General features: G+C 68.8%; 26 protein-coding genes. 11 read left to right on the top strand and 15 right to left on the bottom strand.

Translation table 11 applies throughout. The features are described 5' to 3' along the window. Window positions 1-130: 130 nt before the first annotated feature. Complete coding sequence (locus ACP699_RS16090) at window positions 131-445, bottom strand: DUF2277 domain-containing protein (protein WP_017828276.1); 315 nt, start codon at window positions 443-445, stop codon at window positions 131-133. Between the two features lie 169 nt (window positions 446-614). On the opposite strand from ACP699_RS16090, the gene ACP699_RS16085 reads away from it, so the two are divergent. Then, window positions 615-1,088 (top strand): DUF4190 domain-containing protein, encoded by a 474-nt coding sequence (locus tag ACP699_RS16085; RefSeq protein WP_127481965.1) that lies wholly within the window; start codon window positions 615-617, stop codon window positions 1,086-1,088. A 72-nt stretch (window positions 1,089-1,160) separates the two neighbouring features. Here ACP699_RS16085 and guaB read toward each other — a convergent pair whose 3' ends face one another. Then, complete coding sequence (guaB, locus tag ACP699_RS16080) at window positions 1,161-2,663, bottom strand: IMP dehydrogenase (protein WP_017828274.1); 1,503 nt, start codon at window positions 2,661-2,663, stop codon at window positions 1,161-1,163. 318 nt (window positions 2,664-2,981) lie between these two features. Here guaB and ACP699_RS16075 point away from each other — a divergent pair, with 318 nt between their 5' ends. The 4 genes from ACP699_RS16075 to ACP699_RS16060 all read left to right on the top strand — a co-directional run bounded on the left by ACP699_RS16075 (window position 2,982) and on the right by ACP699_RS16060 (window position 7,054). After that, window positions 2,982-4,265, top strand: a complete 1,284-nt coding sequence (locus ACP699_RS16075; RefSeq protein ID WP_036322675.1) for a branched-chain amino acid ABC transporter permease — start codon at window positions 2,982-2,984, stop codon at window positions 4,263-4,265. 5 nt (window positions 4,266-4,270) lie between these two features. Continuing rightward, window positions 4,271-5,248, top strand: a complete 978-nt coding sequence (locus tag ACP699_RS16070) for a branched-chain amino acid ABC transporter permease (protein ID WP_055870398.1) — start codon at window positions 4,271-4,273, stop codon at window positions 5,246-5,248. Between the two features lie 67 nt (window positions 5,249-5,315). Continuing rightward, window positions 5,316-6,284 (top strand): ABC transporter ATP-binding protein, encoded by a 969-nt coding sequence (locus ACP699_RS16065; protein WP_055871190.1) that lies wholly within the window; start codon window positions 5,316-5,318, stop codon window positions 6,282-6,284. Then, a complete protein-coding gene (locus tag ACP699_RS16060) occupies window positions 6,281-7,054 on the top strand; it encodes an ABC transporter ATP-binding protein (RefSeq protein WP_055870395.1) in 774 nt (257 codons plus the stop codon). The genes ACP699_RS16065 and ACP699_RS16060 overlap by 4 nt, the downstream gene beginning before the upstream one ends. 68 nt (window positions 7,055-7,122) lie before the next feature. On the opposite strand, the gene ACP699_RS16055 is transcribed toward ACP699_RS16060, so the two are convergent. The 3 genes from ACP699_RS16055 to groES form a co-directional block, all read right to left on the bottom strand. Beyond that, window positions 7,123-8,379 (bottom strand): ABC transporter substrate-binding protein, encoded by a 1,257-nt coding sequence (locus ACP699_RS16055; protein WP_426172267.1) that lies wholly within the window; start codon window positions 8,377-8,379, stop codon window positions 7,123-7,125. A 161-nt stretch (window positions 8,380-8,540) separates the two neighbouring features. Further along, window positions 8,541-9,470, bottom strand: coding sequence for an EamA family transporter RarD (gene rarD, locus ACP699_RS16050; protein ID WP_055870391.1), 930 nt, complete (start codon window positions 9,468-9,470; stop codon window positions 8,541-8,543). Between the two features lie 181 nt (window positions 9,471-9,651). After that, a complete protein-coding gene (groES, locus tag ACP699_RS16045; protein ID WP_017203655.1) occupies window positions 9,652-9,948 on the bottom strand; it encodes a co-chaperone GroES in 297 nt (98 codons plus the stop codon). Between the two features lie 158 nt (window positions 9,949-10,106). Between groES and ACP699_RS16040 the strand changes: the two genes are divergently transcribed. Next, window positions 10,107-11,312: a class I SAM-dependent methyltransferase gene (locus ACP699_RS16040; protein WP_055877372.1), complete on the top strand. Its 1,206-nt coding sequence runs from the start codon at window positions 10,107-10,109 to the stop codon at window positions 11,310-11,312. A 5-nt stretch (window positions 11,313-11,317) separates the two neighbouring features. Here the strand turns inward: ACP699_RS16040 and ACP699_RS16035 are convergent, their stop codons facing one another. Genes ACP699_RS16035 through flgN form a run of 10 tightly spaced genes read right to left on the bottom strand, consistent with a single transcriptional unit; the run spans window position 11,318 to window position 19,471 of the window. Beyond that, window positions 11,318-12,490 carry a hypothetical protein gene (locus ACP699_RS16035; protein ID WP_302791216.1) on the bottom strand — a complete coding sequence of 391 codons (1,173 nt, stop codon included), beginning with the start codon at window positions 12,488-12,490 and terminating at the stop codon, window positions 11,318-11,320. Next, entirely contained in the window at window positions 12,450-13,589 is a 1,140-nt protein-coding gene (locus ACP699_RS16030; protein ID WP_426172263.1) for a hypothetical protein, read from the bottom strand. Before ACP699_RS16030 ends, ACP699_RS16035 begins: the two co-directional genes overlap by 41 nt. A 4-nt stretch (window positions 13,590-13,593) precedes the next feature. Further along, complete coding sequence (locus ACP699_RS16025; RefSeq protein ID WP_055870379.1) at window positions 13,594-14,079, bottom strand: hypothetical protein; 486 nt, start codon at window positions 14,077-14,079, stop codon at window positions 13,594-13,596. Then, window positions 14,076-15,143, bottom strand: coding sequence for a tRNA (adenosine(37)-N6)-threonylcarbamoyltransferase complex transferase subunit TsaD (gene tsaD, locus ACP699_RS16020; protein WP_426172260.1), 1,068 nt, complete (start codon window positions 15,141-15,143; stop codon window positions 14,076-14,078). The genes ACP699_RS16025 and tsaD overlap by 4 nt, the downstream gene beginning before the upstream one ends. Further along, window positions 15,140-15,628 carry a ribosomal protein S18-alanine N-acetyltransferase gene (rimI, locus tag ACP699_RS16015; protein ID WP_426172258.1) on the bottom strand — a complete coding sequence of 163 codons (489 nt, stop codon included), beginning with the start codon at window positions 15,626-15,628 and terminating at the stop codon, window positions 15,140-15,142. Before rimI ends, tsaD begins: the two co-directional genes overlap by 4 nt. After that, window positions 15,625-16,242: a tRNA (adenosine(37)-N6)-threonylcarbamoyltransferase complex dimerization subunit type 1 TsaB gene (gene tsaB / locus ACP699_RS16010; RefSeq protein WP_426172256.1), complete on the bottom strand. Its 618-nt coding sequence runs from the start codon at window positions 16,240-16,242 to the stop codon at window positions 15,625-15,627. The genes rimI and tsaB overlap by 4 nt, the downstream gene beginning before the upstream one ends. Window positions 16,243-16,302: 60 nt before the next feature. Then, on the bottom strand, window positions 16,303-16,674 hold the full coding sequence (locus tag ACP699_RS16005) for a flagellar assembly protein FliW (RefSeq protein WP_055870369.1): 372 nt from the start codon (window positions 16,672-16,674) through the stop codon (window positions 16,303-16,305). After that, window positions 16,671-17,552: a flagellar hook-associated protein 3 gene (locus ACP699_RS16000; RefSeq protein ID WP_426172254.1), complete on the bottom strand. Its 882-nt coding sequence runs from the start codon at window positions 17,550-17,552 to the stop codon at window positions 16,671-16,673. Before ACP699_RS16000 ends, ACP699_RS16005 begins: the two co-directional genes overlap by 4 nt. Window positions 17,553-17,565: 13 nt before the next feature. Next, window positions 17,566-18,975 carry a flagellar hook-associated protein FlgK gene (flgK, locus tag ACP699_RS15995; RefSeq protein ID WP_302791210.1) on the bottom strand — a complete coding sequence of 470 codons (1,410 nt, stop codon included), beginning with the start codon at window positions 18,973-18,975 and terminating at the stop codon, window positions 17,566-17,568. A gap of 13 nt (window positions 18,976-18,988) precedes the next feature. After that, entirely contained in the window at window positions 18,989-19,471 is a 483-nt protein-coding gene (gene flgN, locus ACP699_RS15990) for a flagellar export chaperone FlgN (protein ID WP_055870359.1), read from the bottom strand. A gap of 196 nt (window positions 19,472-19,667) precedes the next feature. Here flgN and ACP699_RS15985 point away from each other — a divergent pair, with 196 nt between their 5' ends. The 5 genes from ACP699_RS15985 to ACP699_RS15965 all read left to right on the top strand — a co-directional run bounded on the left by ACP699_RS15985 (window position 19,668) and on the right by ACP699_RS15965 (window position 23,548). Continuing rightward, complete coding sequence (locus tag ACP699_RS15985; protein WP_426172251.1) at window positions 19,668-20,468, top strand: sigma-70 family RNA polymerase sigma factor; 801 nt, start codon at window positions 19,668-19,670, stop codon at window positions 20,466-20,468. A gap of 109 nt (window positions 20,469-20,577) precedes the next feature. Beyond that, the gene (locus ACP699_RS15980) at window positions 20,578-21,408 is read left to right on the top strand and encodes a flagellin (RefSeq protein ID WP_017828255.1); all 831 of its coding nucleotides are present in this window, start codon (window positions 20,578-20,580) and stop codon (window positions 21,406-21,408) included. A 69-nt stretch (window positions 21,409-21,477) separates the two neighbouring features. Further along, entirely contained in the window at window positions 21,478-22,866 is a 1,389-nt protein-coding gene (gene fliD / locus ACP699_RS15975; protein WP_426172249.1) for a flagellar filament capping protein FliD, read from the top strand. A 2-nt stretch (window positions 22,867-22,868) separates the two neighbouring features. Next, entirely contained in the window at window positions 22,869-23,255 is a 387-nt protein-coding gene (fliS, locus tag ACP699_RS15970) for a flagellar export chaperone FliS (RefSeq protein ID WP_426172247.1), read from the top strand. Further along, a complete protein-coding gene (locus ACP699_RS15965) occupies window positions 23,252-23,548 on the top strand; it encodes a hypothetical protein (protein ID WP_426172245.1) in 297 nt (98 codons plus the stop codon). The genes fliS and ACP699_RS15965 overlap by 4 nt, the downstream gene beginning before the upstream one ends. The last annotated feature ends 21 nt before the right edge of the window (window positions 23,549-23,569 follow it).

Raw genomic sequence — 23,569 nt, 5'->3', positions numbered from 1 at the left:
TGGGGAGGTTCCCTGACCGATGGGGATCGGTCACGCGATCTCGGCGCCTTCAACACCGGGACCGCAGGGAAAGTCGAGCGGGGTATGTCGATTCTGGCATACGGCGTCGCCGTCGCCGTCGGCGCTTCCCCTACCCTCCCGCGCGAGCGGCACGCTTCTCCTGCTGGAAGACCCGGATCGCCTCGTAGCGCTCCGCGGACCTCGCCCGCCGCTTCGCCGCCTCGTCTTCGCGGTTCTTCGGTGGCGCGGTGGTCACGAGTTCGCTCAGAAGACGGCTCACGACGTGGGCGATCTCGCCGACCGCACTGTCGAAGGCGGCCTGGTTGGCTCGGGACGGCGCCGTGGTCCCGGCGATCTTGCGCACGAACTGCAGGGCGGCATCGTGGCATTCCTCATCGGTGGCTGCGGGTTCGAGATTGTTCAACGGGACGATGTTCCGACACATACCCGCACGCTACGCCCGCTCGCCGATCGACGGAAGGGCGGGAACCGGAGCCCGTCCCGGCCCACCGGCCGCGCACCGTGGGGGATGGTGCGAGCGGAGGGCCCTCGCTACGCTCGGGGCTACCGGAACCGCCGGCGCGTGACCTCTCACCCCGTCGACAGGACAGAACATGACGAATCCCCCGTTCCCCGAACCGCCTGCACCGGATTCCTCGAACCCGGTGACCCCGCCACCGACCGCGCCCCCGGCCCCTCCGGCCGCACCTCCGACTGGGCCTCCGACGTGGGACGCCGGGCCGGGCGCCGCGCCCGCCGCCGGCTACTCGGCGCCCGCCGCGCCTGCGTATCCGCAGCCCGAGCCGAGCCCGCCGGGGCGCGTGCTGTCGATCGTCGGACTCGTCCTGGCGTTCGTGGCGGCCCCGATCGGCCTCATCCTGAGCATCGTCGCCGCCGTGAAGCTCGGCAAAGCCGGACAGCCGAAGGGTCTCGCGATCGCCGGCATCGTCGTCGGCGCGGTCCTGACGATCGTCGAGATCATCGGGATCATCCTCTTCATCGCCTTCTTCGCCGCCATCTTCGGCATGTGTGCCGAACTCGGCACAGGCGTCTGGGAGGTCAACGGGGTCACCTATACCTGCGGCTGACCCGTGCGCGACGCAGCAAGCACGAGGGACCGGATGCGTTTCGCATCCGGTCCCTCGTGCGTCGGCTGACGACTACTTCTTGTAGTTCGGGGCCTCGACCACGATCTGCACGTCGTGCGGGTGCGATTCCTTGAGACCCGCCGAGGTGATGCGCACGAACTTGCCGCGCGTCTTGAGCTCTTCGATCGTGCGCGCGCCGACGTAGAACATCGACTGGCGCAGTCCGCCGACCAGCTGATAGGCGACGGCGGAGAGCGGTCCTCGGTAGGGCACCTGCCCCTCGATGCCCTCCGGGATCAGCTTGTCGTCACTGGGGACGTCGGCCTGGAAGTAGCGGTCCTTCGAGTACGAGGTCTGCTTGCCGCGGGTCTGCATCGCGCCCAGCGAACCCATGCCCCGGTACTGCTTGAACTGCTTGCCGGACTGGAACACGATCTCGCCGGGAGACTCGTCGGTTCCGGCCAGGAGCGAGCCGAGCATCACGGCGTCGGCACCGGCGACCAGCGCCTTGGCGATGTCGCCCGAATACTGCAGGCCGCCGTCTGCGATCACGGGGACGCCGGCGGGGCGAGCGGCGAGCGATGCTTCGTAGACTGCCGTGACCTGGGGCACTCCCACACCGGCGACGACGCGCGTGGTGCAGATCGACCCGGGGCCCACTCCGACCTTGACGGCGTCGACGCCGGCGTCGATCAGGGCCTGGGCGCCTTCGCGGGTCGCGACGTTGCCGCCGATGATGTCGATGTGGGCGAAGGACTCGTCGGCCTTCAACCGGCGAACGAGATCGATGACGCCCTGCGACTGCCCGTTGGCGGTGTCGACCACGAGAACGTCGACACCGGCGTCGCGCAGCGCCTCGGCACGCTCCCAGGCATCGCCGAAGAAGCCGATGGCAGCGCCGACGCGCAGACGGCCCTGGTCATCCTTGGTGGCGAGCGGGTACTTCTCGCTCTTGTCGAAGTCCTTGATGGTGATGAGGCCGGCGAGCTTGCCGTCGCCGTCGATGAGCGGCAGCTTCTCGACGCGGTGCTTCGCGAACAGGGCGATGACCTCGCCCGCGGCCACGCCGACCGGAGCCGTGACCAGGTTCTCCCTGGTCATGACGTCCTTGACGAAGGTGGTCTGACGCTCGAAGCCCGAGACGAACCGCATGTCGCGGTTCGTGATGATGCCGACGAGCTTGCCCTCGTCGTCGACGACGGGAAGACCCGAGATGCGGTACTTCGCGCAGAGGTTGTCGACCTCTTCGACCGTCGCGTCCTGCGTCGTCGTGATGGGGTCGGTGATCATGCCGGACTCGCTGCGCTTGACGCGGTCGACGTGCGCGGCCTGGTCGGCGATGGAGAGGTTGCGGTGGAGGATTCCGATGCCGCCCTCGCGCGCCATCGCGATCGCCATGCGCGACTCGGTGACCGTGTCCATCGCGCTGGAGAGCAGCGGGGTGGCGACCGAGATGCGGCGCGTGATCCGCGACGAGGTGTCGGCCTCGCTCGGGATCACATCGGTGTGCCCGGGGAGCAGCAGCACGTCGTCGTACGTCAGCCCGACGAAGCCGAAGGGATCGTGCTGTTCCATGGATTCTCCTTCTGCGCGAGTCGCGCATGTCCGAGTGCGAGGGGGTGGTCGACGTCGGCCGGTGCGGGGCCGCGGCCCGTATGAAGATTCTAAGCGAGACACGTCCGAGAACATTCCCAGAGCCCCGCCGTTATCGGACTGTTGACACGGACCGTAGGTGAATCGCCGATCGCGCATTACGCTCAAGTGCGTCGTCCATCCCTGCGGTCGAACCCGACATCGCAGAGACACAGCACTCAAAGTGGAGGTTGCGTGGGACCCACAACAATCGCCGTGCAGCGAAAGCGCCCCTGGGTGGTCGCGCTGCTCGCTGTCCTCATGGCGCTCAGCGCGTTCGTGTTCATGCCCCCCTCATCGGCCTCGGCCGAGACGACAGACGACGGGCAGGAGGTCACGGACTTCTACCTGGCCGGCGTCGTCACCTTCGATGACGAACCCGTCGAAGGCGTCGTCATGGCGATCGAAGGCAACGGTTTCAAGGGCGAGACCGAGACCGACGCCGAAGGCAAGTGGCGCCTGTACGTGCCCGAGAAGGAGAAGTACACGCTGACGGTCGACGAGTCGACCCTCCCCGACGGTGTGATCGTCGATGCGAGCCTGCTGCCACCGGGCACGCAGCCGATCGCGGGAACGACCGCCTCCTTCGAGGTCGAGTTCGGTCTCACGGGGACCAAGATCATGAATCTGTTCCTCGGCGAGGGGCAGCGGATCACCGTCTCGTTCATCGACCAGCTGCTCTCGCGACTGGTCGGCGGCCTGAACTTCGGTCTGCTGCTGGCGCTGGCCTCGATGGGTGCCGCTCTCATCTACGGCACCACGCGGCTGTCGAACTTCGCGCACGCCGAGATGGTGACCTGGGGCGGCCTCGTCGCCCTCGTCACGACCACGTTCTGGCACCTCCCATTGTGGCTCGGCGTCGCCGCGGCCGTCATCGGCGGCGGCCTGTTCGGCTGGGCGTTGGATGCCGGCATCTGGCGTCCCCTGCGACGACGCGGTCTCGGCGTCGTGCAGCTGATGATCGTCAGCATCGGACTCTCGCTGGCACTGCGCTACGCCTTCCAGTTCATGATCGGCGGCGGCACCTACCAGCTCCCCGGCGCCAGCCCCACGCCGATCCAGTTCGGGCCGATCTCGCTGTCCTACATCGACATGATCGCGATGGGGGTGAGCATCGTGGTGATCCTGGCCGTGGCCTTCTTCCTGACGCGCACCCGCATCGGCAAGGCGACACGCGCGATCTCCGACAACCCGCAGCTCGCCGCCGCCTCCGGGATCGATGTGGACAAGGTCATCCGCTACGTCTGGATCCTCTCCGGCACCTTGGCGGCCATCTCCGGCATCCTCTGGGCCTACTTCCGCCCCGGCGTGAAGTGGGACATGGGCATGCAGATGCTGCTGCTGATCTTCGCGGCGATCACGCTCGGCGGCCTCGGCACCGCGTTCGGTGCTCTGGTGGGCTCCCTCATCGTCGGGATGGCGGTCGAGGTCTCCACCCTGTGGATCCCGTCCGACCTGAAGTATGCGAGCGCCCTCGTGGTGCTCATCGTCATCCTCCTCGTGAGACCGCAGGGGCTGCTCGGACGCAGGGAAAGGTTGGGCTGATCGCCATGGACTTCGGAAGCATCTTCTCGAACACGGCCGTCTACCTGTTCAGCCCTGTCACCATCGCCTACGCCCTCGCGGCGACCGGCCTGGCCGTGCACTTCGGATACGCGGGACTGCTCAACTTCGGTATGGCCGCCTTCATGGCCATCGGCGGCTACGGCTACGCCATCTCGGTGCTGAGCTTCGGTCTGCCCTGGTGGATCGGCATGCTCATCGGTCTGCTCGGCGGCGCGCTCTTCGCCGTCCTGCTCGGCATCCCGACACTGCGACTTCGCGCCGACTACCTGGCGATCGCGACGATCGCCGCCGGTGAGATCGTGCGACTGCTGTTCACGACGCAGCTGTTCGACGAATGGACCAACAGCGCCGACGGCCTGGCCCAGTACAACGGCGGGTTCCGCGACGCGAACCCCATTCCCCCCGGGACCTACGGGTTCGGACCCTGGATGTACAGCGCCAACGACCTCTGGAACCGGGTCTTCGGCGTGATCGTGCTCGCCGCGGCCATCCTCTTGGTGTGGGCGCTGATGCGCAGCCCCTGGGGTCGCGTCCTCAAGGGCATCCGCGAAGACGAGGACGCCGTGCGCTCGCTCGGCAAGAACGTCTTCGCCTACAAGATGCAGGCGCTCGTCGTGGGTGGCGTGATCGGTGCCGCGGGCGGGATCATCTTCGTCCTCCCCTCCGCCGTCGTCCCCGGCAGCTACTCGACGTCGCTGACGTTCTTCCTGTGGACCATCCTCCTTCTGGGCGGGGCGGCCACGGTGTTCGGACCGACGCTGGGCGCCGTGCTGTTCTGGGTGGTGTTCGCCTTCATGGCCAACCTCCTGCCCTCCCTGGCGAAAGCAGGCCTGCTGCCGATGTCCGACAGCCAGGCATCGACGCTCGTTTTCGTCTTCGTCGGCATCGCTCTGATGCTGCTCGTGATCTTCCGCCCGCAGGGCATCCTCGGAGACAAGAGGGAGATGACCTTTGTCAAATGAACTGACCCCGGAACAGGTCCCCGGCTCTGCCGAGGGCACGGCGAACGCCGCGCCCGCCACAGGGAGCATCCGACGCCCGAAGACGACCGGTCTGACCAAGGGCGAGGTGAAGCCGGGGGTCGCCAAGGTCGATCCGATCCTCGTCGTCGATGCGGTCCAGCGTCGCTTCGGTGGCCTGACCGCCGTCGACGTCGACCACCTCGAAGTGCCGCGAGGAGCGATCACCGCACTGATCGGCCCGAACGGAGCAGGCAAGACCACGCTGTTCAACCTGCTCTGCGGATTCGACAAGCCCAACAGCGGCACCTGGTCCTTCGACGGAACGAGCCTCTCGGGAGTCCCGTCGTTCAAGGTGGCAAGGATGGGACAGGTCCGCACGTTCCAGCTGACCAAATCGCTCTCGCTCCTCACGGTCCTCGAGAACATGAAGCTCGGAGCTCCGCATCAGCGCGGGGAGGGCTTCTGGTCGAGTCTGTTCCCCTTCCTCTGGCGAGCGCAGGACACCGAGATCGAAGGCAAGGCACGCGAGTTGCTCACGCGCTTCAAGCTCGATGCCAAGGAGAAGGACTTCGCGGCGTCGCTCTCTGGTGGCCAGCGCAAGCTCCTCGAGATGGCCAGGGCGCTGATGAGCGACCCGACGCTGGTGATGCTCGACGAGCCCATGGCCGGCGTCAACCCCGCTCTCACGCAGTCGCTCCTCGACCACATCCTCGATCTGAAGGAGCAGGGGATGACGGTGCTCTTCGTCGAGCACGACATGCACATGGTCCGCCACATCGCGGACTGGGTGATCGTCATGGCCGAGGGCCGCGTCGTCGCGGAGGGACCTCCCGACGAGGTCATGGAGAACCCCGCGGTCGTGGATGCGTACCTCGGTGCGCACCAGGATCTCGACCTGGGCGCGGTCACCGGACGCATCCCGGTGCTCGAGGACGCCGCCGCGATCCGACTCCGCGAGAAGATCGAAGCAGAGGCGGAGGCCGAGCTCGAAGCGAGCGATCCCGCCTCCGGCACAGAGGGGAAGGGCACCGCATGAGCGCGGAATCGCCGACGAACGCACCGCAGAGCGCGCCTCAGGACGACGTCGTGGTCGAGTTGACCGACGTCCACGCCGGTTATCTCCCCGGGGTGAACATCCTCAACGGCGCGAACCTCGTCGCTCGCCAGGGCGAGCTGATCGGGATCATCGGCCCGAACGGCGCCGGCAAGTCGACCCTGCTGAAGGCGATCTTCGGGCTGGTGAACGTGCGCAGCGGCGACATCACGGTCAAGGGCGAGAGCATCGTCGGCCTGAAGGCCGACAAGCTGGTCCGACGCGGGGTCGCTTTCGTGCCGCAGACGAACAACGTCTTCCCGTCGCTGTCGATCGAGGAGAACCTGCAGATGGGGCTCTACCAGAACCCCAAGATCTACACGGAACGGCTCGAGTTCGTCACCGGCATCTTCGCCGAGCTGGGCAAGCGCCTCAAGCAGCGCGCTGGATCCCTCTCCGGCGGCGAGCGGCAGATGGTCGCCATGTCGCGCGCGCTCATGATGGATCCGTCGGTGCTGCTGCTCGACGAGCCGTCGGCCGGGCTCTCCCCCGTGCGGCAGGACGACGCGTTCATCCGGGTGTCCGACATCAACAAGGCCGGCGTCACGACGATCATGGTCGAGCAGAACGCCCGACGCTGCCTCCAGATCTGCGACCGCGGGTACGTGCTCGATCAGGGCAAGGACGCCCACGAGGGCACCGGCCGTGACCTGCTCAACGACCCGAAGGTGATCGGTCTCTACCTCGGAACGCTCGGCACCGACGCGGCCTGAGCCACAGACTCGACCCCACGACAAAGGCCCCGGATCGGATCCGGGGCCTTCGTCATGTGATCGTGTGATCAGTTGGTGCGGGTGATCATGTTGTCGGCACCGTACTTGTAGATGCCGATCGAGGCACCCTGGGGGTCGCCGGCCTCATCGAACGTGATGTCGCCGGAGTAGCCGTCGTAGTCGGCCACGCCGCCGTCGTTGATGATCTTGGCGCACTCGGCGAAGCTGGTGCACTTCTTGCCGTCGCCCGAACCGCCCGAGACCTCCTGCATCTTGGCCGCGATGTCCGCGCCCTCGGTGGAGCCGGCCGCGAGCGAGGCCAGAGCCACGAGGATGACGGCGTCGTACGCCTCTGCCGCGTAGGTGAAGTCCTTGACCTCGGGGTTGCCTTCGCCGGTCCAGTAGTCCTGGAGACGGGTGGTGAAGTCATCCGCGAGAGCAGGACCGGCCTTGGTTCCCTGCGCGCCCTCGAGCGAGACCGGGATCTCCGAGCCGTAGTCGGACAGGTTGCCGTCGACCATGTAGAACTTGTCGGCCGAGATGCCGGCGTTCACCAGCAGCGGCGCGATGGTCTTGAACTGGTCGAACGACACGATCGCGACCGCGTCGGGGTTCTGGGCCTTGATCGACTCGACCTGAGCGTCGAACTGCGCGTCGCCGACGTTGAACGAGACCGACTCGACGACCTCGCCGCCGGTGCCCTCGAACGTCGTCGTGATGGCGTCGTTCAGGCCGGTGCCGTAGGCGTCGTTCTGGTAGATGATGCCGAGGCTCTTGGCGCCGTCCTCGGCGATCAGGTTGCCCAGCACCTCGCCCTGCAGCAGGTCACTGGGTGCGGTGCGGAAGTACAGGCCGCTGTCATCCCACGTGGTGAAGTCGGGAGACGTGTTCGACGCCGAGATCTGAAGGATCCCCGCGCTCACGTTCCCGTCGAGGATGAGCTTGGAGACGCCCGATGCGGCGGCTCCGACGATGGCGGCGACGCCGGCGCCCTGCAGCTTGGTGATCGAGGTCTCGTAGGCCTTGGTGTCAGTGTCGCCCTCGTCCTCGGCCGTCAGGTCGATCGTGACACCGGCAGCGGCCTCGTTGACCTCCTGGACCGCGAGTCCGACGCCGGATTCCATGGGCGGGCCCAGGAATGCCAGCGACCCCGTCTGCGGAAGCAGCGATCCGAGCTTGAGCGTCAGATCGGCTGCGGGCTTGTCGCTGCCACCGCTCTCCGAGCTCGGAGTGCTGCTGCAGCCGGCGATGACGATGGCGGATGCACTGATCAGTGCGATCCCGGCGAAGACCTTCGCTGTGCGCGAGCCCTTCAATGCGTTCATGATGCTCCCTTGCGTAACTGAACGTGGATTGTGACTGAACGTGGATTCTGGCCACAATCGGGTGCTCTAACACTAGGCCGTGAGTCCTGCGCGCAGGGGTTGCAAGTATCTCGGTGCGTTAACGATCCGACACCGGGTTCCCCGACGGATGAGCCTCGGGATCAGGCCGCTTCGACACGCGGAATCCTGCGCCCCCGACGTGCGGCGAGCAGCAGGTCGACGACGAACACCCCGATCGCGATCCACACGATGATGAAGCCCGCCCAGCGCTCCGGAGGCATCGGCTCGTGCAGGACGACGACGCCGATGAGGAACTGCATCACGGGGGTGATGAACTGGATCATTCCGATCACGGTGAGGTGGATGCGTCGGGTTCCTGCGGCGAAGAGCAGCAGGGGCACCGCTGTGGCGACGCCGGCGAACGCCAGCAGCAGCGCGTGCGGCCACCCGTTCGCCCCCATCGTGATCCCCGTCGTCTGGGCGACGACGATCAGCTGCACCACGGCGATCGGGATGAGCCAGAAGGACTCCAGCGTCAGACCGCTGACCGCATCGACGGCGGGACCGATCTTCTTCTTGATGAGCCCGTAGACCCCGAAGGACGCCGTCAGCGACAGGGCGATCCAGGGGAAATCGCCGTAGGCGACGACGATCACGACGACCGCGATCGCCGCGATCGCGATGGCGGCCCACTGCAACCTGCGGATGCGCTCCTTCAGCACGAAGACGCCCAGCAGCACGGTCGTGATCGGATTGATGAAGTAGCCCAGGCTCGTCTCGACGACGTTCTCGCTGAGGGTTCCGATCAGGAACACCTGCCAGTTGACGTAGATCAGAAGACCGGCCAGGGCCGTCCAGGCCAGCAGCTTCGGCTGTCGGAGGATGACGCCGAATGCCGCCCAGCCGCGCGTGAACGTGAGCAGCAGGAGGCAGAACACGAACGACAGCAGCACGCGCCAGGCCACGACCTCCCACGGCCCCGTCGGAACGAGGAGCAGGAAGTAGAGCGGAAGCACTCCCCAGAGGAGGTACGCGGCACCGGCATAGGCCACTCCGGCGGTCTGCGTGGCACGAGTCGTCTCTGGGGGCACCGCACAACCCTACGCCCGCGGCGGCGGCGCGCCCTCGGCCGCCCGGCCGCTGCCGCAGAGTTCGGCAGGAAACCGATGCCCGGTGGCGGACGCAGAAGGGGCCCGGATGCGAAGCGCATCCGGGCCCCTTCCAGGACCTTGACCCTGCCCCTCACGAGGGGCGGGAATCAGATTCCGCAGATCAGCGGACGACGACCGCCAGGACGTCGCGAGCCGACAGGACGAGGAACTCGTCTGCGCCGAACTTCACCTCGGTGCCGCCGTACTTGCTGTAGAGCACACGGTCGCCGACGGCGACGTCGAGCGGAACACGGTTGCCGTTGTCGTCGATGCGGCCGGGGCCGACCGCCACGACCTCGCCCTCCTGGGGCTTCTCCTTGGCGGTGTCGGGGATGACCAGGCCACTCGCGGTGGTCTGCTCGGCCTCGACCTGCTTGATGACGATGCGGTCCTCGAGCGGCTTGATGGAAACCGACACGGTCTACCTCTTCTTTCTTGACGCTGACACGAAAGACTTGTTCGCACTCTCAACCCGAGAGTGCTAATCCAGTCTAGGCGCTCGGCTGGCACTCACGCAATGCGAGTGCCAGCGTGCGCGGCGGGCAGTCCCCCCGCACGGGCAATTAGGCTGAGCACGTGGAGATGTCCGAGCTGCGCGCCCTGCTGACCCCCGCCGGTCTCGAGCTGCTCGACGCGGTCGGGCCCATCGAATCGACCGCCGACGTGGCCCGCACCGTCTCGCGGCTGCGCGCGGCCGGCCACTCCCCCGAGCTCGTCTCCGCCGTCGTCGGACAGGCGCACCTGCGATCCAAGGCTGCGGCGAAGTTCGGGCCCTTCGCCGCACGCATGCTGTTCACCCGCGCCGGGCTCGAGCAGGCGACGAGGCTCGGGGTCGCAGCCCGTCACGCGCAGCGGATCCGGCACGCCGGATTCACCCGCGTCGCCGACCTCGGCTGCGGCATCGGCGGCGACGCGCTCGCCTTCGCCGGAGCGGGACTCGACGTGCACGCCGTCGACGCCGATGAGGTCACCTCGGCCATCGCCGCCTACAACCTGGCGCCCTTCGGCGACAGCGCCGCGGTGGGCCACCTCACGGCCGAAGACGCCCTCTCAACGGTGGAAGCGGGAAGCGCGATCTGGATGGACCCGGCTCGACGCACCTCCGGGCACAGCGAGACCCGACGAGTCTCCGCCGACGACTACTCCCCCTCGCTGGACTGGGCGTTCGATGTGGCCGCGAGCCATCCGACCGGCATCAAGCTCGGACCCGCGCACGACCGCGACGCGCTGCCCGCCGACGCCGAAGCACAGTGGGTGAGCGCCGACGGCAGCGTCGTCGAGCTCGTCGTCTGGAGCGGCGCCCTCGCCCGAGAAGGGGTGCGCCGCGCGGCGCTCGTGATCCGCGACGAGCGCTCGCACGAGCTCACCGCCCCGGCGGACGCCGCCGACGAGCCGGTGCGCGAGCTCGGCGCCTTCCTGCACGAACCCGATGGCGCCGTGATCCGTGCCCGTCTGATCGGCGAGGTCGCCCGAAGCCTCGACGCGGGGATGCTCGACGAGCACATCGCCTACCTGACCTCGGATGCCGCGCTGACGAGCCCTTTCGTGCAGTCCTTCCGCGTGCGGGAGACCCTGCCGGCGAACCCGAAGGCGATCAGCGCCGCCCTCAAGGCGCACGGCATCGGACGCCTGGAGATCAAGAAGCGCGGCGTCGACGTCGATCCCGCGGCCTTCCGCAAGAAGCTGACGCTGCGCGGCGACCAGGAGGCGACGCTGATCCTCGCCCGTATCGGCGATCAGCGCCGCGCGATCCTCGCCGACCGGGTACCCGCGGCGGGCTGATCCGCTCAGCCGTCGGAGTCGCGGCCCGGCGGCTCGACCACGATGGGGTCGCCCGGAGGCGCTTCGACCCGCACGGTGTCCTGCGGCGCTCCTGGGGAGGCGGGGGCCTCACCGATGACCAGATACGGCGTCTGCCACCTCGTGAACCGCGCCTCGAGCACCGTCGAGCCGACCTCCGCGCCACCGACGCCGTCGATCTGCGCGTCGATCCCTGACTCCCACGCGTCGCTGGGAGACTCGCACGTCGTCAGGTCACCGGCGTCGATGATGAGGCACTTCTCGACCTCGCCCCGCTCCGAGACGCGGTCGCCGACCCATACGGGTTGCGTCCGGAACGAGCCGACGATCGTGAGGGAGAAGGCGAAACCCTCGTCGGCCAGTTCCTCGGCCCGTGCGCGCTCGGCACCCGCGAACTGCGAGGACGACGTCGACGACATCGACCACCGCTGGAGAGCGACCATCGGCTCCCCCGCTGTCGACACGAGCATCGTTGCGCTCACACCCCCCAGACCCCGGGTATCGTCTTCGGGATCGTCGATCGGAACGGGGAAGGACACGCTCAGGCCACGTCCGATGTCGCCGGTGGGAAGGCAGTTCGACTGCGAACGGTCGCCGATGTCGAGGATCAGGCACACGACGCCGCCATCGTCCTTGGTCGCGTACCAGGCCAACGCATCCTCGTCCTGCGCGACCGCAAGGAGTGATCCGCTGTCGAAGTCGGCGGCGGCGAGCGCATCACGGCGCTCCTGCTGCGCGGCGGACAGGGCGATGCCGTCGGCGCGTGGCGCGAACAGCGCCCCACCGATGCCGACGCCGAGTGCCACCGTCATCACCGCGAGCGCCGACACGCCCACTCGGTACCTCCGCAGGACACGACGAACGGTGCTGAGCGAGCGCCGATCCTCGGTGACGGTCCCGGGCTCCGGAGCGTCGACGACGGCATGCCCGCCAGCGTCGTCGGGGACATCGGCAGGAGCGGGCGACGGCTGCTCGGGCGACGACTCCACACGGGTCTCGACGGCGGGGGGCGTCACCGGAGATCGTCTCGCGTCCTCCAGCTCCCGCAGCCGCCTGGTCTCGGCATCCGTGAGGATGCCGTCACGACCATAGGCCCGGCGCTGGAGCGCCCGCAGCTCGTCAGCGTCCGTCTCCGCCTGCACCGTCGGCACCCCCCTCACGTGTGATCATGAGCGAGGAGCTCCCGTCGCTCCAGGTCGGAACCTCCAGGCGGACGACCTCACCGCTCTCCTCATCGACCACGTTCAGCACCAGCGTGGCGCTCTGTTCCTGCAGAGTGAGCGCATCGGCGCAGACCCGAGGGAACAGGTCATCCGAGCCGTCGTAGATCAGACAGGTCTGAAACGACTCGAGCGCCATACCCGTCCACACCGGCACCTCACCGTCGTAGCCGATGACCCAGAGCGAGTTGATCTCGAACCCCTGCGCCGCGATCCGCTTCGCCTTCTCCGCCTCACCTGCGTTCGCATATGTCACACCGTTGGTGGTGCCGGGTCCATACTCCGCCGTGTGGGTGGATACGGCGGGTTCGCCGGACGCGGTGAACATCATCTGCACGTTGAGCTCGCGCCTGATGTCGTCCTTCGACTCCACTGTGACCGCCCCGAAGAGCCCCGAGCCCTCGACGGTCTCCGTGCGCTCGCAGGTGGGCAGTGCCGACGCGGAGGTCGCCACGAGCAGACAGGTGATCGCGCCGTCGTCCTTGGTCGCCGCTGAGATGACCGCCCCCTGCTCGACGGCGAGGGCGCGCACCGATCCCGGGTCGTAGCGCCCTCCGGCGATCAGCGCGCTCTGCCATTCCTGCTGCTGCGCGCTCAGGGCGACCGGGGTCGCAGCCGACCGGCCGAACAGCAGCCAGCCCACGCCGACCCCGACGACGAGCAAAGCCGCGACGGCGAGCACGGCGGGCCGCCAATGCGCGCGCCATAGGGATCGCGCGGACTCCCCGGTCCCCGGTGAGCCCTCTGCGACAGGCGACGGATGCCCCTCCGCCGCGTCGGGTGCCGCGGCCTCGACGCCCTGATCCCCTGCCTCAGCGCTCGCGGAACCAGCGTCGTCCGACGACTCCCCGCGGTCGGGAGGCGACACGGTATCGGCGGTCGGGGCGAAGTCGAGCCCCACGGGTTCGACACCCGGCGCGACACGGCGCTCCTCCAGCGCGCGCAGTCGCACGGCGTCGGCATCGGTGAGCGACGCCTCGCGTCCGTAGGCCCGCGCCTGCAGGGACCGCAGCTCCTCGAGCTCGTCTGCGTCCAGCATCGGCTCAGCCGAGCCTCTCGAACTGCATGCCGGCCCAGACCAGCCAGCCCAGGCTGTAGACCGTCGCGCAGAGTCCGAGCACGAGCGCCCAGCGCGCGATCGCGCGACTCTCGACAGGGCGACGCAGAGACATGATCGCCGCGACGACCGCGACCACGGCGACCGGGATGCCCCAGCCGACGAAGAACGACGCCCCGAGCGCGACGATCGCCGCCAGCAGCGCCCACGGCGCCAATCGGGTGTCGTCGACCGGCATGGATCCCGTCGACGGCTCCCACTCCGTGTCGTCGGGAGCATCGATGTCGGGACCGGTCGCGACGACCGGCTCGATGCCGACCGGACCCGTCGGCAGCCTGGTGTATCCGTCTCGGCGGGAACCGGGAAGACGGGCGGACCCTGCGGGGTGCTCGACCTCGTCGCTGGGGCCTTCGATACGCGCCGCCGGCGTCGCCGAGGACCGCGCCTCGGGAGTACCGGGGACGTCACTCATACCGACACCGCCTCCGCGATCTGGATCTCGGTCACGGGCAGCGTCGAGTCCGCGCCGAATGCGAGAGTGGAGGGGCGCCGGCCGGAGGAGATCAGCTCGGACGCGAGGGCGGCGATCATCGCGCCGTTGTCGGTGCACAGCGACAACGGCGGGATGCGCACCGTGACGCCTGCGGCCTCGGCGCGCTCCAGAGCGACCTCGCGCAGACGCCGGTTCGCGATCACTCCCCCGCCGAGCAGCAGCCGCGGCACACCGAGGTCGGCGCAGGCGGCGAGCGCCTTCGTGACCAGAACGTCGACGACCGCCTCGCGGAAGCTCGCGGCGACGTCGGCGAGGGGAACCTCGACCCCCTCGGCTTCGCAGCGCTCGACCCAGCGGGCCACGGCCGTCTTCAGCCCCGAGAACGAGAAGTCGTAGCGGTGCTTCGCCAGGTCGGAGGCACGGGACAGGCCACGGGGGAACCGGATCGCCTCCGGGTCGCCGTCGGCGGCTGTACGGTCGATCTCCGGACCACCCGGGTACGGCAAGGACAGGAGGCGGGCGACCTTGTCGAAGGCCTCTCCCGCGGCGTCGTCCATCGTCTCCCCCAGCAGCTCGACGTCGGTGGTGAGGTCGCGCACATGCAGCAGCGAGGTGTGACCGCCGGATACGAGCAGGGCGATCGTGGGGTACTCGAGCGGAGCGGAGTCGGCGGTGAGGATGTCGGCGGCGATGTGGCCGACGAGGTGGTTCACGGCGTAGAGAGGCTTGTCGATCGAGACGGCGAGGCCCTTCGCCGCACCGACGCCGACCATCAGTGCACCGGCGAGTCCTGGGCCGCTCGTCACGGCGACGGCATCGAGATCATCCAGGCCCACTCCCGCCTCGGCGAGGGCGGCATCGATCGCGGGCTGCAGTGCCTCCAGGTGCGCCCTGGCTGCGACCTCCGGCACGACCCCGCCGTACCTGGCGTGCTCGTCCATGCTCGACGCGATGGTGTTCGACAGCAGGGTGCGTCCGCGCACGATGCCGATGCCCGTCTCGTCGCAACTCGTCTCGATGCCGAGAACCAACGGTTCGCTCATGCCTTCGCCTCCTCGGTGGCGGTGACGGGCACCGTGCGACGGCGCAGATCCAGACGCATCACGATCGCGTCGACGTCGTCGGGCTGATAGTAGTGGGGACGGCGGGCGATCTCCTCGAATCCCTCGGCGAGGTAGAGTCCCTCGGCCGAAGGGTTGTCGGCTCGCACCTCGAGGAACACCTCGCGTGCACCGCGTGCTGCGGCCGCCGCGAGCAGCGCACGCAGCAGGATCCTGCCCCGCCCCTGGCCGCGGTGCTCGGCGAGCAGGGCGATGGTCTGGATGTCGGCGTCGGCGCTGCCGTGGAGGGCCCGCACTCCGCCGTATCCGATCACCGCGCCGTCGTGCTCGTCGACGAGGTAGCGGCCATGCGGGCTCGCGAGCTCGGCGGCCATGGTCTCCGCGCTCCAGGCGTCTGTCGGGAAGGACCGGCTCTCGATCGCGATGATCGCGTCGAGGTCGTCGACCGTCGCGTCGCGAAGGGTCATGTCCCCACCTTCTTCGGCGCACCGGGAAGCGTCACATCGGGGTGACGCATGTAGAGGGGCTCCTCGCCGGCGAGCATGCGACCGGCGGCGAGCGCGCGGACCCCGACCCGCGCGAGATCCGATGCGGAGAGCGTCGTCACGTCGATGCGCCGGATGCCGTCGAGGTGCGCGTCGGCGTCGGCGGCCCGCACGAGCACGGTGTCGGCGACGACGACCGGGATGCCGTCATCGTCGAGACCGTCGAACACGGTGATGGCGACTTCGCGCCGACGGGCGTCGGTGACGATCGCGAAGGGAGCGGTCTCGTTCTCCAGCACCGTCAGAGCCGCGGCGAAGTGGCTGGGGACGGGGACGACGGGCAGGCCGCGTCCGAGGGCGAAGGCACGCGCCGCGGCGATGCCGATACGCAACCCGGTGAAGGGGCCGGGCCCCATGCCGGCGACGACGTGGGTGATCTTCGCGTCACCCGCCTCGCGGAGCACATCGACGAGGAGGTCGCCGATGACCTCGGCGTGGCCGAGAGGGTCGACGGCACCGGCTTCGGCGCGTCGCTCCCCGTCGGCATCGATGAGGGCGACAGCCGTGCCCAGGGAAGTGTCGACGGCAAGGATCACGACTCCAGATTAGCCGCCGTCCCGCGAGGGAGCTCCCCGCAGGCGCCGGAGGCCCCGGGCTCAGCCGAGCGGAGCGCGCAGCGGGTAGTCCTGATCCTCGAGGATCACCTGCGAGGCGGCTCCCGTCGTCTGGTTCACGATCACGGGGGCGAGGAGGTTCACGCTCACGCCCTCGGCGGACGGATGGGCGACGACGAGGATCAGCGCGTCATCCGGCGATGCGAGCGCCAGTCCGTCTGCCTGCTCGTCGGTGAGGGTCGGCGCGTACGCGCTCAGCACCGTTCGAGGATCCACCAGATACAGACGCAGCTCGGCGTCGTCCACGGCCCGCAGCGAGAACAGCCCGTCGGCACCGTCGACGGGGGTCAAGGCGAAATCGACGTGGGGTGCGAGTCCGGGCGGCGGGGCGAGGAAGGTCAGTGCGGCGGTCATCGGAGGAAGTCCATGAGTGAGGGCTGAAGCACGCGCGCATTCACCGCGAGCGCGGAGCGGTACACGAGCTCCTGCGCCTGCAGGCGCACGAGCACCTCGATCGAATCGACGTCCTCCACCGCCGTCCTGCGGGACTCGAGGGACACGGAATTGTGCACTGCCGCCTCCTTGGCGCGTTCGATCTGCGACTGTCTGGTTCCCACCGAGCCCTGCACGCCGAGCATGGCCGTGCGGCGATTGTCGATCTCTCCCAGACGGGGGCCGACGTTGGTGCCGGAGCGGAGGTCGGCGACGATCTTGTCCACGAGCGCGAAGACCGAGTCGTCTCCGGTGCCGAAGGCCGCGGCACCGTCGGTGTCGACACGGACGGATGCCGCATCGGAGACACGGCGGGTGACCTCGGCTCCCGGCACGCCGCTGTGGCTGTAGTCCGCGGCGAAGGCCGCTGTGTCGGAAGTGCCGGCGAACACGGAGCGGCCGAGCAGCCGGGTGTTCGCCTGGGCGAGGAGCTCCTTGCCGATGCCTTCGAGCTCGACCGCCAGGGCCTCCTTGGCGGTGGCGTCGAGAGCGCCGTCGTTCGCGCCCTGGGCGGTCAGGTCGCGAATCCGCCCCAGCAAGGCCGTGCTCGCGGTGATCGCGGTGTCAGCCGCGGTGACCCAGGCCAGACCGTCGTCGATGTTGCGGGCGTACTGCTCGGTGCGGCGCTGCTCGGCATGCAGCGCGAGGGCCGCAGCGGCTGCTGCGGGGTCGTCCGACGGAGCGGCGAACGCACGCTGGGATGTCGCCTGCTCCTGCAGACGCGCCAGCTCGGAGAGGTTGGACTGCAGTTGGCGCATGGCCGTCTGCGTCATCGCGGACGAGGTCACTCGAGAGATCATGAGGCTCCTTCGCTCAGCGTCCGACGAGACCCGTGCGGTTGATGAGCACGTCGAGCGCCTCATCCACCGCGGTCATCACTCGGGCTGCAGCCTGGTAGGCGGTCTGGTAGGTGAGCAGGCTGATCGTCTCCTCGTCGCCGTCGACGGCGGCGACCGACTGCTGTGCACCGACGGCGGCGACCGCTGCGGAATCGGAGAGCTTCGCGCGCTGCACGTCGGCCGCGGTCGCGACCCCGAACCGGGTGACCTGATCGGACCAGAGCGCATCGGGAGAGCCTGCACGCCGGCCGATCTGGGAGATCAGGTCGGCATTCGTCGCATCCAGCGGTCCCGCCCCCGGTGCGGCGAGTGCGAGCTCGGCCGCCGTGGCGACGGCGACCTGGAGACCGAGCGCTGCGGACCCGGTGACCGGGACGGTGAAGAAGTCCCCACCGACCAGGCCCGTGGAGGTCACACCCGCGCGGTGCTGGGTGTTCATCGCCTCGGCGAGCGCCGTCGCCACCTTGTCGTAGGTCGCCGCGAGTCCCGCGAGCATGCCGCCGTCGGCTGCCGGTGCGAGAACCGAGAGCGAAGCGCCGAGCTCACCGCCGTCGATCGAGACGGGAAGATCGGGCGCGGATGCCCAGGAGAGGCTGAAGCGCTGACCCGAGTCGATGGACGCCGGCCCCGTGAGCACGAGATGACGGGAATCGGAACCGGAGACCAGTGCGTTGCCGCCGAGGCGGACGGTCATGGTGCCGTCGCTCTCGATCGTCGCCGCCGCGCCCGACATCCTGGCGACGTTCTGCGCGAGGACGCTGCGCTGGTCCATCAGCTCGTTCGCCGAGCGGCCGGAGGCGAGGGCGTCGCGGATCTCGTCGTTGAGCACCGCGATCTGGTCGGCTGTCGCATTCACCTGCGAGACCGTGCGGTCGGCGGAGTCACGCGCGTTGGTCCACTGCGTGGCGACGTTGCGGTATCCGCCGGCGATGTGGGAGGCGAGCTCCTTCGCCGATTCCAGGATGCTCGATGCCGCGGCCCCCGAATCCGGGGTGTTCGCGAGATCCTGCCAGCCGGACCAGAACTTCGACAGCCGGGCTGCGAGCCCGTTCGCGGTGGGCTCGGCCAGCGATGCCTCGACGGTGGTCGCCGCGACCGCCCTGGTGGACCAGTAGCCCGAGGCGCCGAGGGCGTCGCGCACCCTGGCATCGAGCAGCGCGTCGCCGAGTCGCGCGACGCCGTCGATCGAGACGCCGTGCCCGGGCAGGGCGCCGACGCTGAACCGTCCGGTCTGGGCGATCGCGGCGACCGCCGAGGTCGTCACGCGCTGCCGCGTGTACCCCTCGGTCTTCTGGTTGGCGATGTTCTGCCCGACCACGTCCATCCCGCGCCGCGCGGCGGCCAGGGCGCTGGCCGCCGTGTTCAGTCCACTGAAGGTCGACATGATCCCCTCTCGGTCACATCTCGGTGTCGATGATGCGCGCGGCGTCGTCGCGGGCGCGGTCACCCTTGGTCGTGTACTCGCCGGTGTCGTGCCCGAGTGCGGCGATCGTCTCCTGCGTGGCGCGGAGCACTCCGCTGAGCTGCTCCGCGTTGGCGTCGCGCATCTGCTCGACCTCGGCGGCGAGCTTGGTGAGCGCACGCAGATGGTCGGCGAAGACCTCCTGCCATGCCCCTTCGGGCGCGTGCTCGATCAGTTCGCGAATGGTCGAGGCCTCGGGAGCCCCCCACTCCTCCGCGACGGTTGCGACCTCGACGGTGCGGGCGAGTCCCGCGCCGCGCAGCCTGTCGAGGACCTGATCGATCTCCCGCGCGGCAAACTGGATCCATTGGGATCGGCCGGCGGCGAGAAGCAGCTGCTGCTCGTCGAGCTTGAACAGCAGCATCTCGAGCAGTTCACGCTCGCGCCACAGCTGTATCGATAGTTCGTTGGCTCCCATGATCCCCTTTTCCCCAGTGATCGCCACGCCTGGCAACGCGGCCAAAGGTCACTATCGGCCAGCGCTCGCCTAACGTTACTATGTGGAACGGCGATGGGCAGTTCTCCCCATGTACAGATCACAATAAGTGTGATATATGCATCTGTCCTTCTCCTTGGAACTTCCGGAGTGCATCCAGAGAGGTGGATCATCCCCCATGTCGTCGCGCGCTGAGCGCAATCTGCTCATCGAGAGCAACCTCCCTCTGGTCGGATACCTCGCCGCCGAGACCCACTCCCGAGCCACCCACATCCCCCGCGACGAACTCGCCGCCGTCGGAGCCCTCGCGCTCGTGACCGCCGCCGAAGCCTTCGACCCCGAACTCGGCGTGCCCTTCGGCGCCTACGCCCGTCGCCGCATCCTCGGGGCGTTCGCCGACGAGATGCGCTCGATGGACTGGGCGTCGCGCGGCATCCGCAAGCGCATCAAGGAGACCGTCGCCGTGCGCGACGCCCTGACCGCAGGCTTCGGCAGGACGGCGACGGCCGCCGAGGTCGCCACGGCGATGGGTGTGCCGAAGGACGTCGTGATCGAAGCGCTCGGCGATGCCGCCAGGACCCTGACGACGCTCGATGAGCCTTCGGCACATGATGTCGCCGCGGAGATCCCCCTCCCCGAGGAATCGGCACTGGTCGGCGAACGGCGCGATGTGCTCGAACAGGCCGTCGCCGCCCTTCCCGAACGCATGCGCCGCATCGTGCTGGCCGTCTACTTCGACGAACGCCCCGTCAAGGAGATCGCCGAGGAGCTGGGGGTGACGCACTCCGCGGTGTCGCAGCAGCGTTCGGAGGCGATCCGACTCCTGCGCGACGCCCTGGATCGATACTTCGCCGAGGGCTCGACACCGGCTGCCACGACCCGGGTCTCCGTCGCCGCCCGCGAGGCGTACTTCACCCGGATCGCCGACGGCGCCGGTTCCCGGATCGCCGGCGCCTTCCGCGAATCGGCCGCCGTCTGAACCGATTCCCCGCGCGAACGGCTAACGCGAGCGCACCCTCCGCCGATAGGTGTGACCGGGAGACCACGGATGGTCTCCCGCACAACACCATTCACGGAGGAGAACCCTTATGGGTATGCAGATCAGCACGAACGTGTCGGCACTCAACGCCTACCGCAACCTGTCCAACACGCAGAACGACGTGTCGAAGTCGCTCGAGAAGCTCTCCAGCGGCTTCCGCATCAACCGCGCGGCCGACGACGCGGCGGGCCTCGCGATCTCCGAGGGCCTGCGCTCGCAGGTCAACGGCCTGAACGTCGCGGCACGCAACGCCCAGGACGGCATCTCGGTCATCCAGACCGCGGAAGGCGCCCTGACCGAGGTCCACTCGATCCTGCAGCGCGTTCGCGACCTGACCGCTCAGGGTGCGAACGACTCGAACAACGCGAAGTCGCGCGACGCGATCCAGAAGGAGATCAACACCCTCGGTGATGAGCTCACCCGGATCGCCGGCAGCACGAACTTCAACGGCATCAAGCTGCTCTCGGGCGGCGACACGCTGACGTTCCAGGTCGGTGCGGGCTCCGTCGCCGCCGAGGACCAGATCTCGGTCGCCCTGACCGACTTCGCCACCCTCGGTGCCGACATCAAGACGCTCGCGGCGACCATGACGGACGCAGCGACGTACGGCACCGCGCTGGCCGGTATCGACACGCAGATCCAGGCGGTCTCGACCGCACGTGCCGGCTACGGTGCGCTGCAGAACCGCTTCGAGTCGACCATCAACAGCCTCAACGTGTCGGCGGAGAACCTCGCCGCCGCCGAGAGCCGGATCCGCGACACCGACATGGCGTCCGAGATGGTCAAGTTCACGTCGAAGAACATCCTGTCCCAGGCAGGTACCGCGATGCTGGCCCAGGCCAACCAGGCCAACCAGGGCGTGCTCCAGCTCCTGCGCTGAACCACGCCATAGGGTCCGGGCGCCCACCGGCGCCCGGACCCTGTCCGCCCCCGACACGGAAAGGCGATCATGTCCCTCTCGCTCGACGGACTCGTCTCCGGCCTGAAGACCACCGAGGTCATCAAGGCGCTGATGGATGTCGCGGCCATCCCCCGTTCGCTGCTCAAGGCGAAGATGGACGACAAGAACGGCGTCGTCACCCAGCTCCGGACGCTGAACACCGCGGTGCAGAACCTCGCCACGGCTGCAGAGAAGGCCGCGACGCGCGACGGGCTGGCCCGCTTCACGACCACGTCGTCGTCCCCCACCGTCACCGTCGCCACCCGCACCGGCGCCGCGGCGCTCTCCGCCGACATCGTCGTCGACAAGGTCGCCAAGAACCACACCATCGTCTCCGCCGTCTCCACCGGCTGGCCCGCAGACCCTCCCGTGATCACCCTGGAGAACGCGAAGGGCGAGCGCCGGCAGGTGACGGCCGACTCCTCCTCGATGCAGGACGTCGCACGTGCGGTGAACGAAGCCGGCTTCGGGATCGTCGCCACCGCCGTTCCCGCCGGGCGCGATGCTGCCGGGAACATGCAGCACCGCCTGCAACTGCGCGCCGCCGATTCCGGAGAAGCCGGACAGTTCCGCGCCTACAGCGCAGACATCGCCGCCGTCGCGGCGGGCACCGCCTCCGACATCTCCACCGAAGTGGGAGCAGCCGTTATCGATGTCGGCGCCGACGCCCAGGTGCGACTGTGGGCCGGCACCAGCGCCGAGCAGGTGCTGACCTCGTCGAGCAACACCTTCACCGACCTGTTCGACGGTGTCGACGTGACCGTCTCCGCAGTCTCGACCGCCCCCGTCACCATCGGCGTCGCGGTCGACACCGCTGCGCGCACCAAGGCCTCCGCCGACTTCATCGCCGCGGTCAAGGACATCCTGACCCGCATCGACAACGGCTCGAAGGCCACCGTCGCCGCCAAGCAGGGAGACAAGACCACGCTGGGCGTCTTCACCGGCGACAGCGCGGTCCGTGGGCTCCGAACGGCCCTCGCCGACGCGGTCCAGCACCCGGTGAACGGTGTCTCCCCCTCGACGATCGGCATCTCGACCGACATGTACGGCGTGCTGAGCTTCGATGAGGAGAAGTTCGCCGAGGCGCTCGCGAAGGATCCGGACGCCGTCGCCGGGTTGTTCTCCGACATCGCCTCGCGTGTGCAGGACACCTCGAAGGTCTACTCCGACAAGTACGACGGCCTGCTCACCACACGCATCACCGGGCAGGAGAGCGAGGTCAAGGGTCTCGGCGAGCAGATGGAGCGGTGGGACGTGCGTCTCGCGCAGCGCAAGTCGACCCTCGAGCGCACCTACGCACGCCTCGAGGTCATGCTGTCGCAGCTGCAGTCGCAGTCCTCGTACCTGTCGTCGCAGATCGCCGCCCTGCCGGGCTCGAGCTCGAACTCGGGGAAGTGAGCATGAACGCCGCCCTGCGTGCCCAACAGCGCTACCGCGACGACGCCGTGCTGTCCGCACCGCCCGAGCGCCTGGTGACGATGCTCTACGACCGTCTCCTGCTCGACATCGAGCGCGGGGAGAGTGCACAGCGCTCCGAGGACTGGGAGGAGGCCAACGCCCAGCTCCAGCACGCACAGGCGATCGTCTCGGAACTGTCGTCATCGCTCACCGACGAGTGGAGCGGCAGCGCCGGCCTGCGCTCGCTGTACGTGTTCCTCTCGCAGACCCTCATCGGAGCGAACATCGGTCGCGACCCCGAGCGCACGCGCGCCTGTCATGAGATCATCGCCCCGCTGCGGGAGGCGTGGCACGACGCCGCCCGCACGGTCGCCGAGGCGCGATCGTGAGCCTCGACGAGTGGACCGCGATGCTCGACCGGCTCGAACAGGACGCCGGACGGATCCTCGCCGCCGCCCCCGGCACCGCTGCCGACACCGACATCGCCCCGTGGACCCCGCCGACCACACCGCTGCCCCCAGCTCTCGCCGACCGCGCCAGGCACGTCGTCGAGCTCCAGCGTGCCGCGATGGAGCGCACACGGGCCGACCTCGACGGCCTGCGTCAGCACCTGGGCGCCGTGAGCCGGATCCCGAGCACCCGCCGCCCGGAGGAGCCCGCTTATCTCGACGTCGACGGGTGAGACCGCTCTCTAACATCGCGG

It is taken from the genome of Microbacterium sp. DWRC1-3, assembly GCF_049896645.1.
Classification (GTDB): Bacteria; Actinomycetota; Actinomycetes; order Actinomycetales; family Microbacteriaceae; genus Microbacterium; species Microbacterium maritypicum.
Note: the sequence above shows the minus strand (reverse complement) of the source record. Positions and strands in the feature narration are given on the sequence as shown.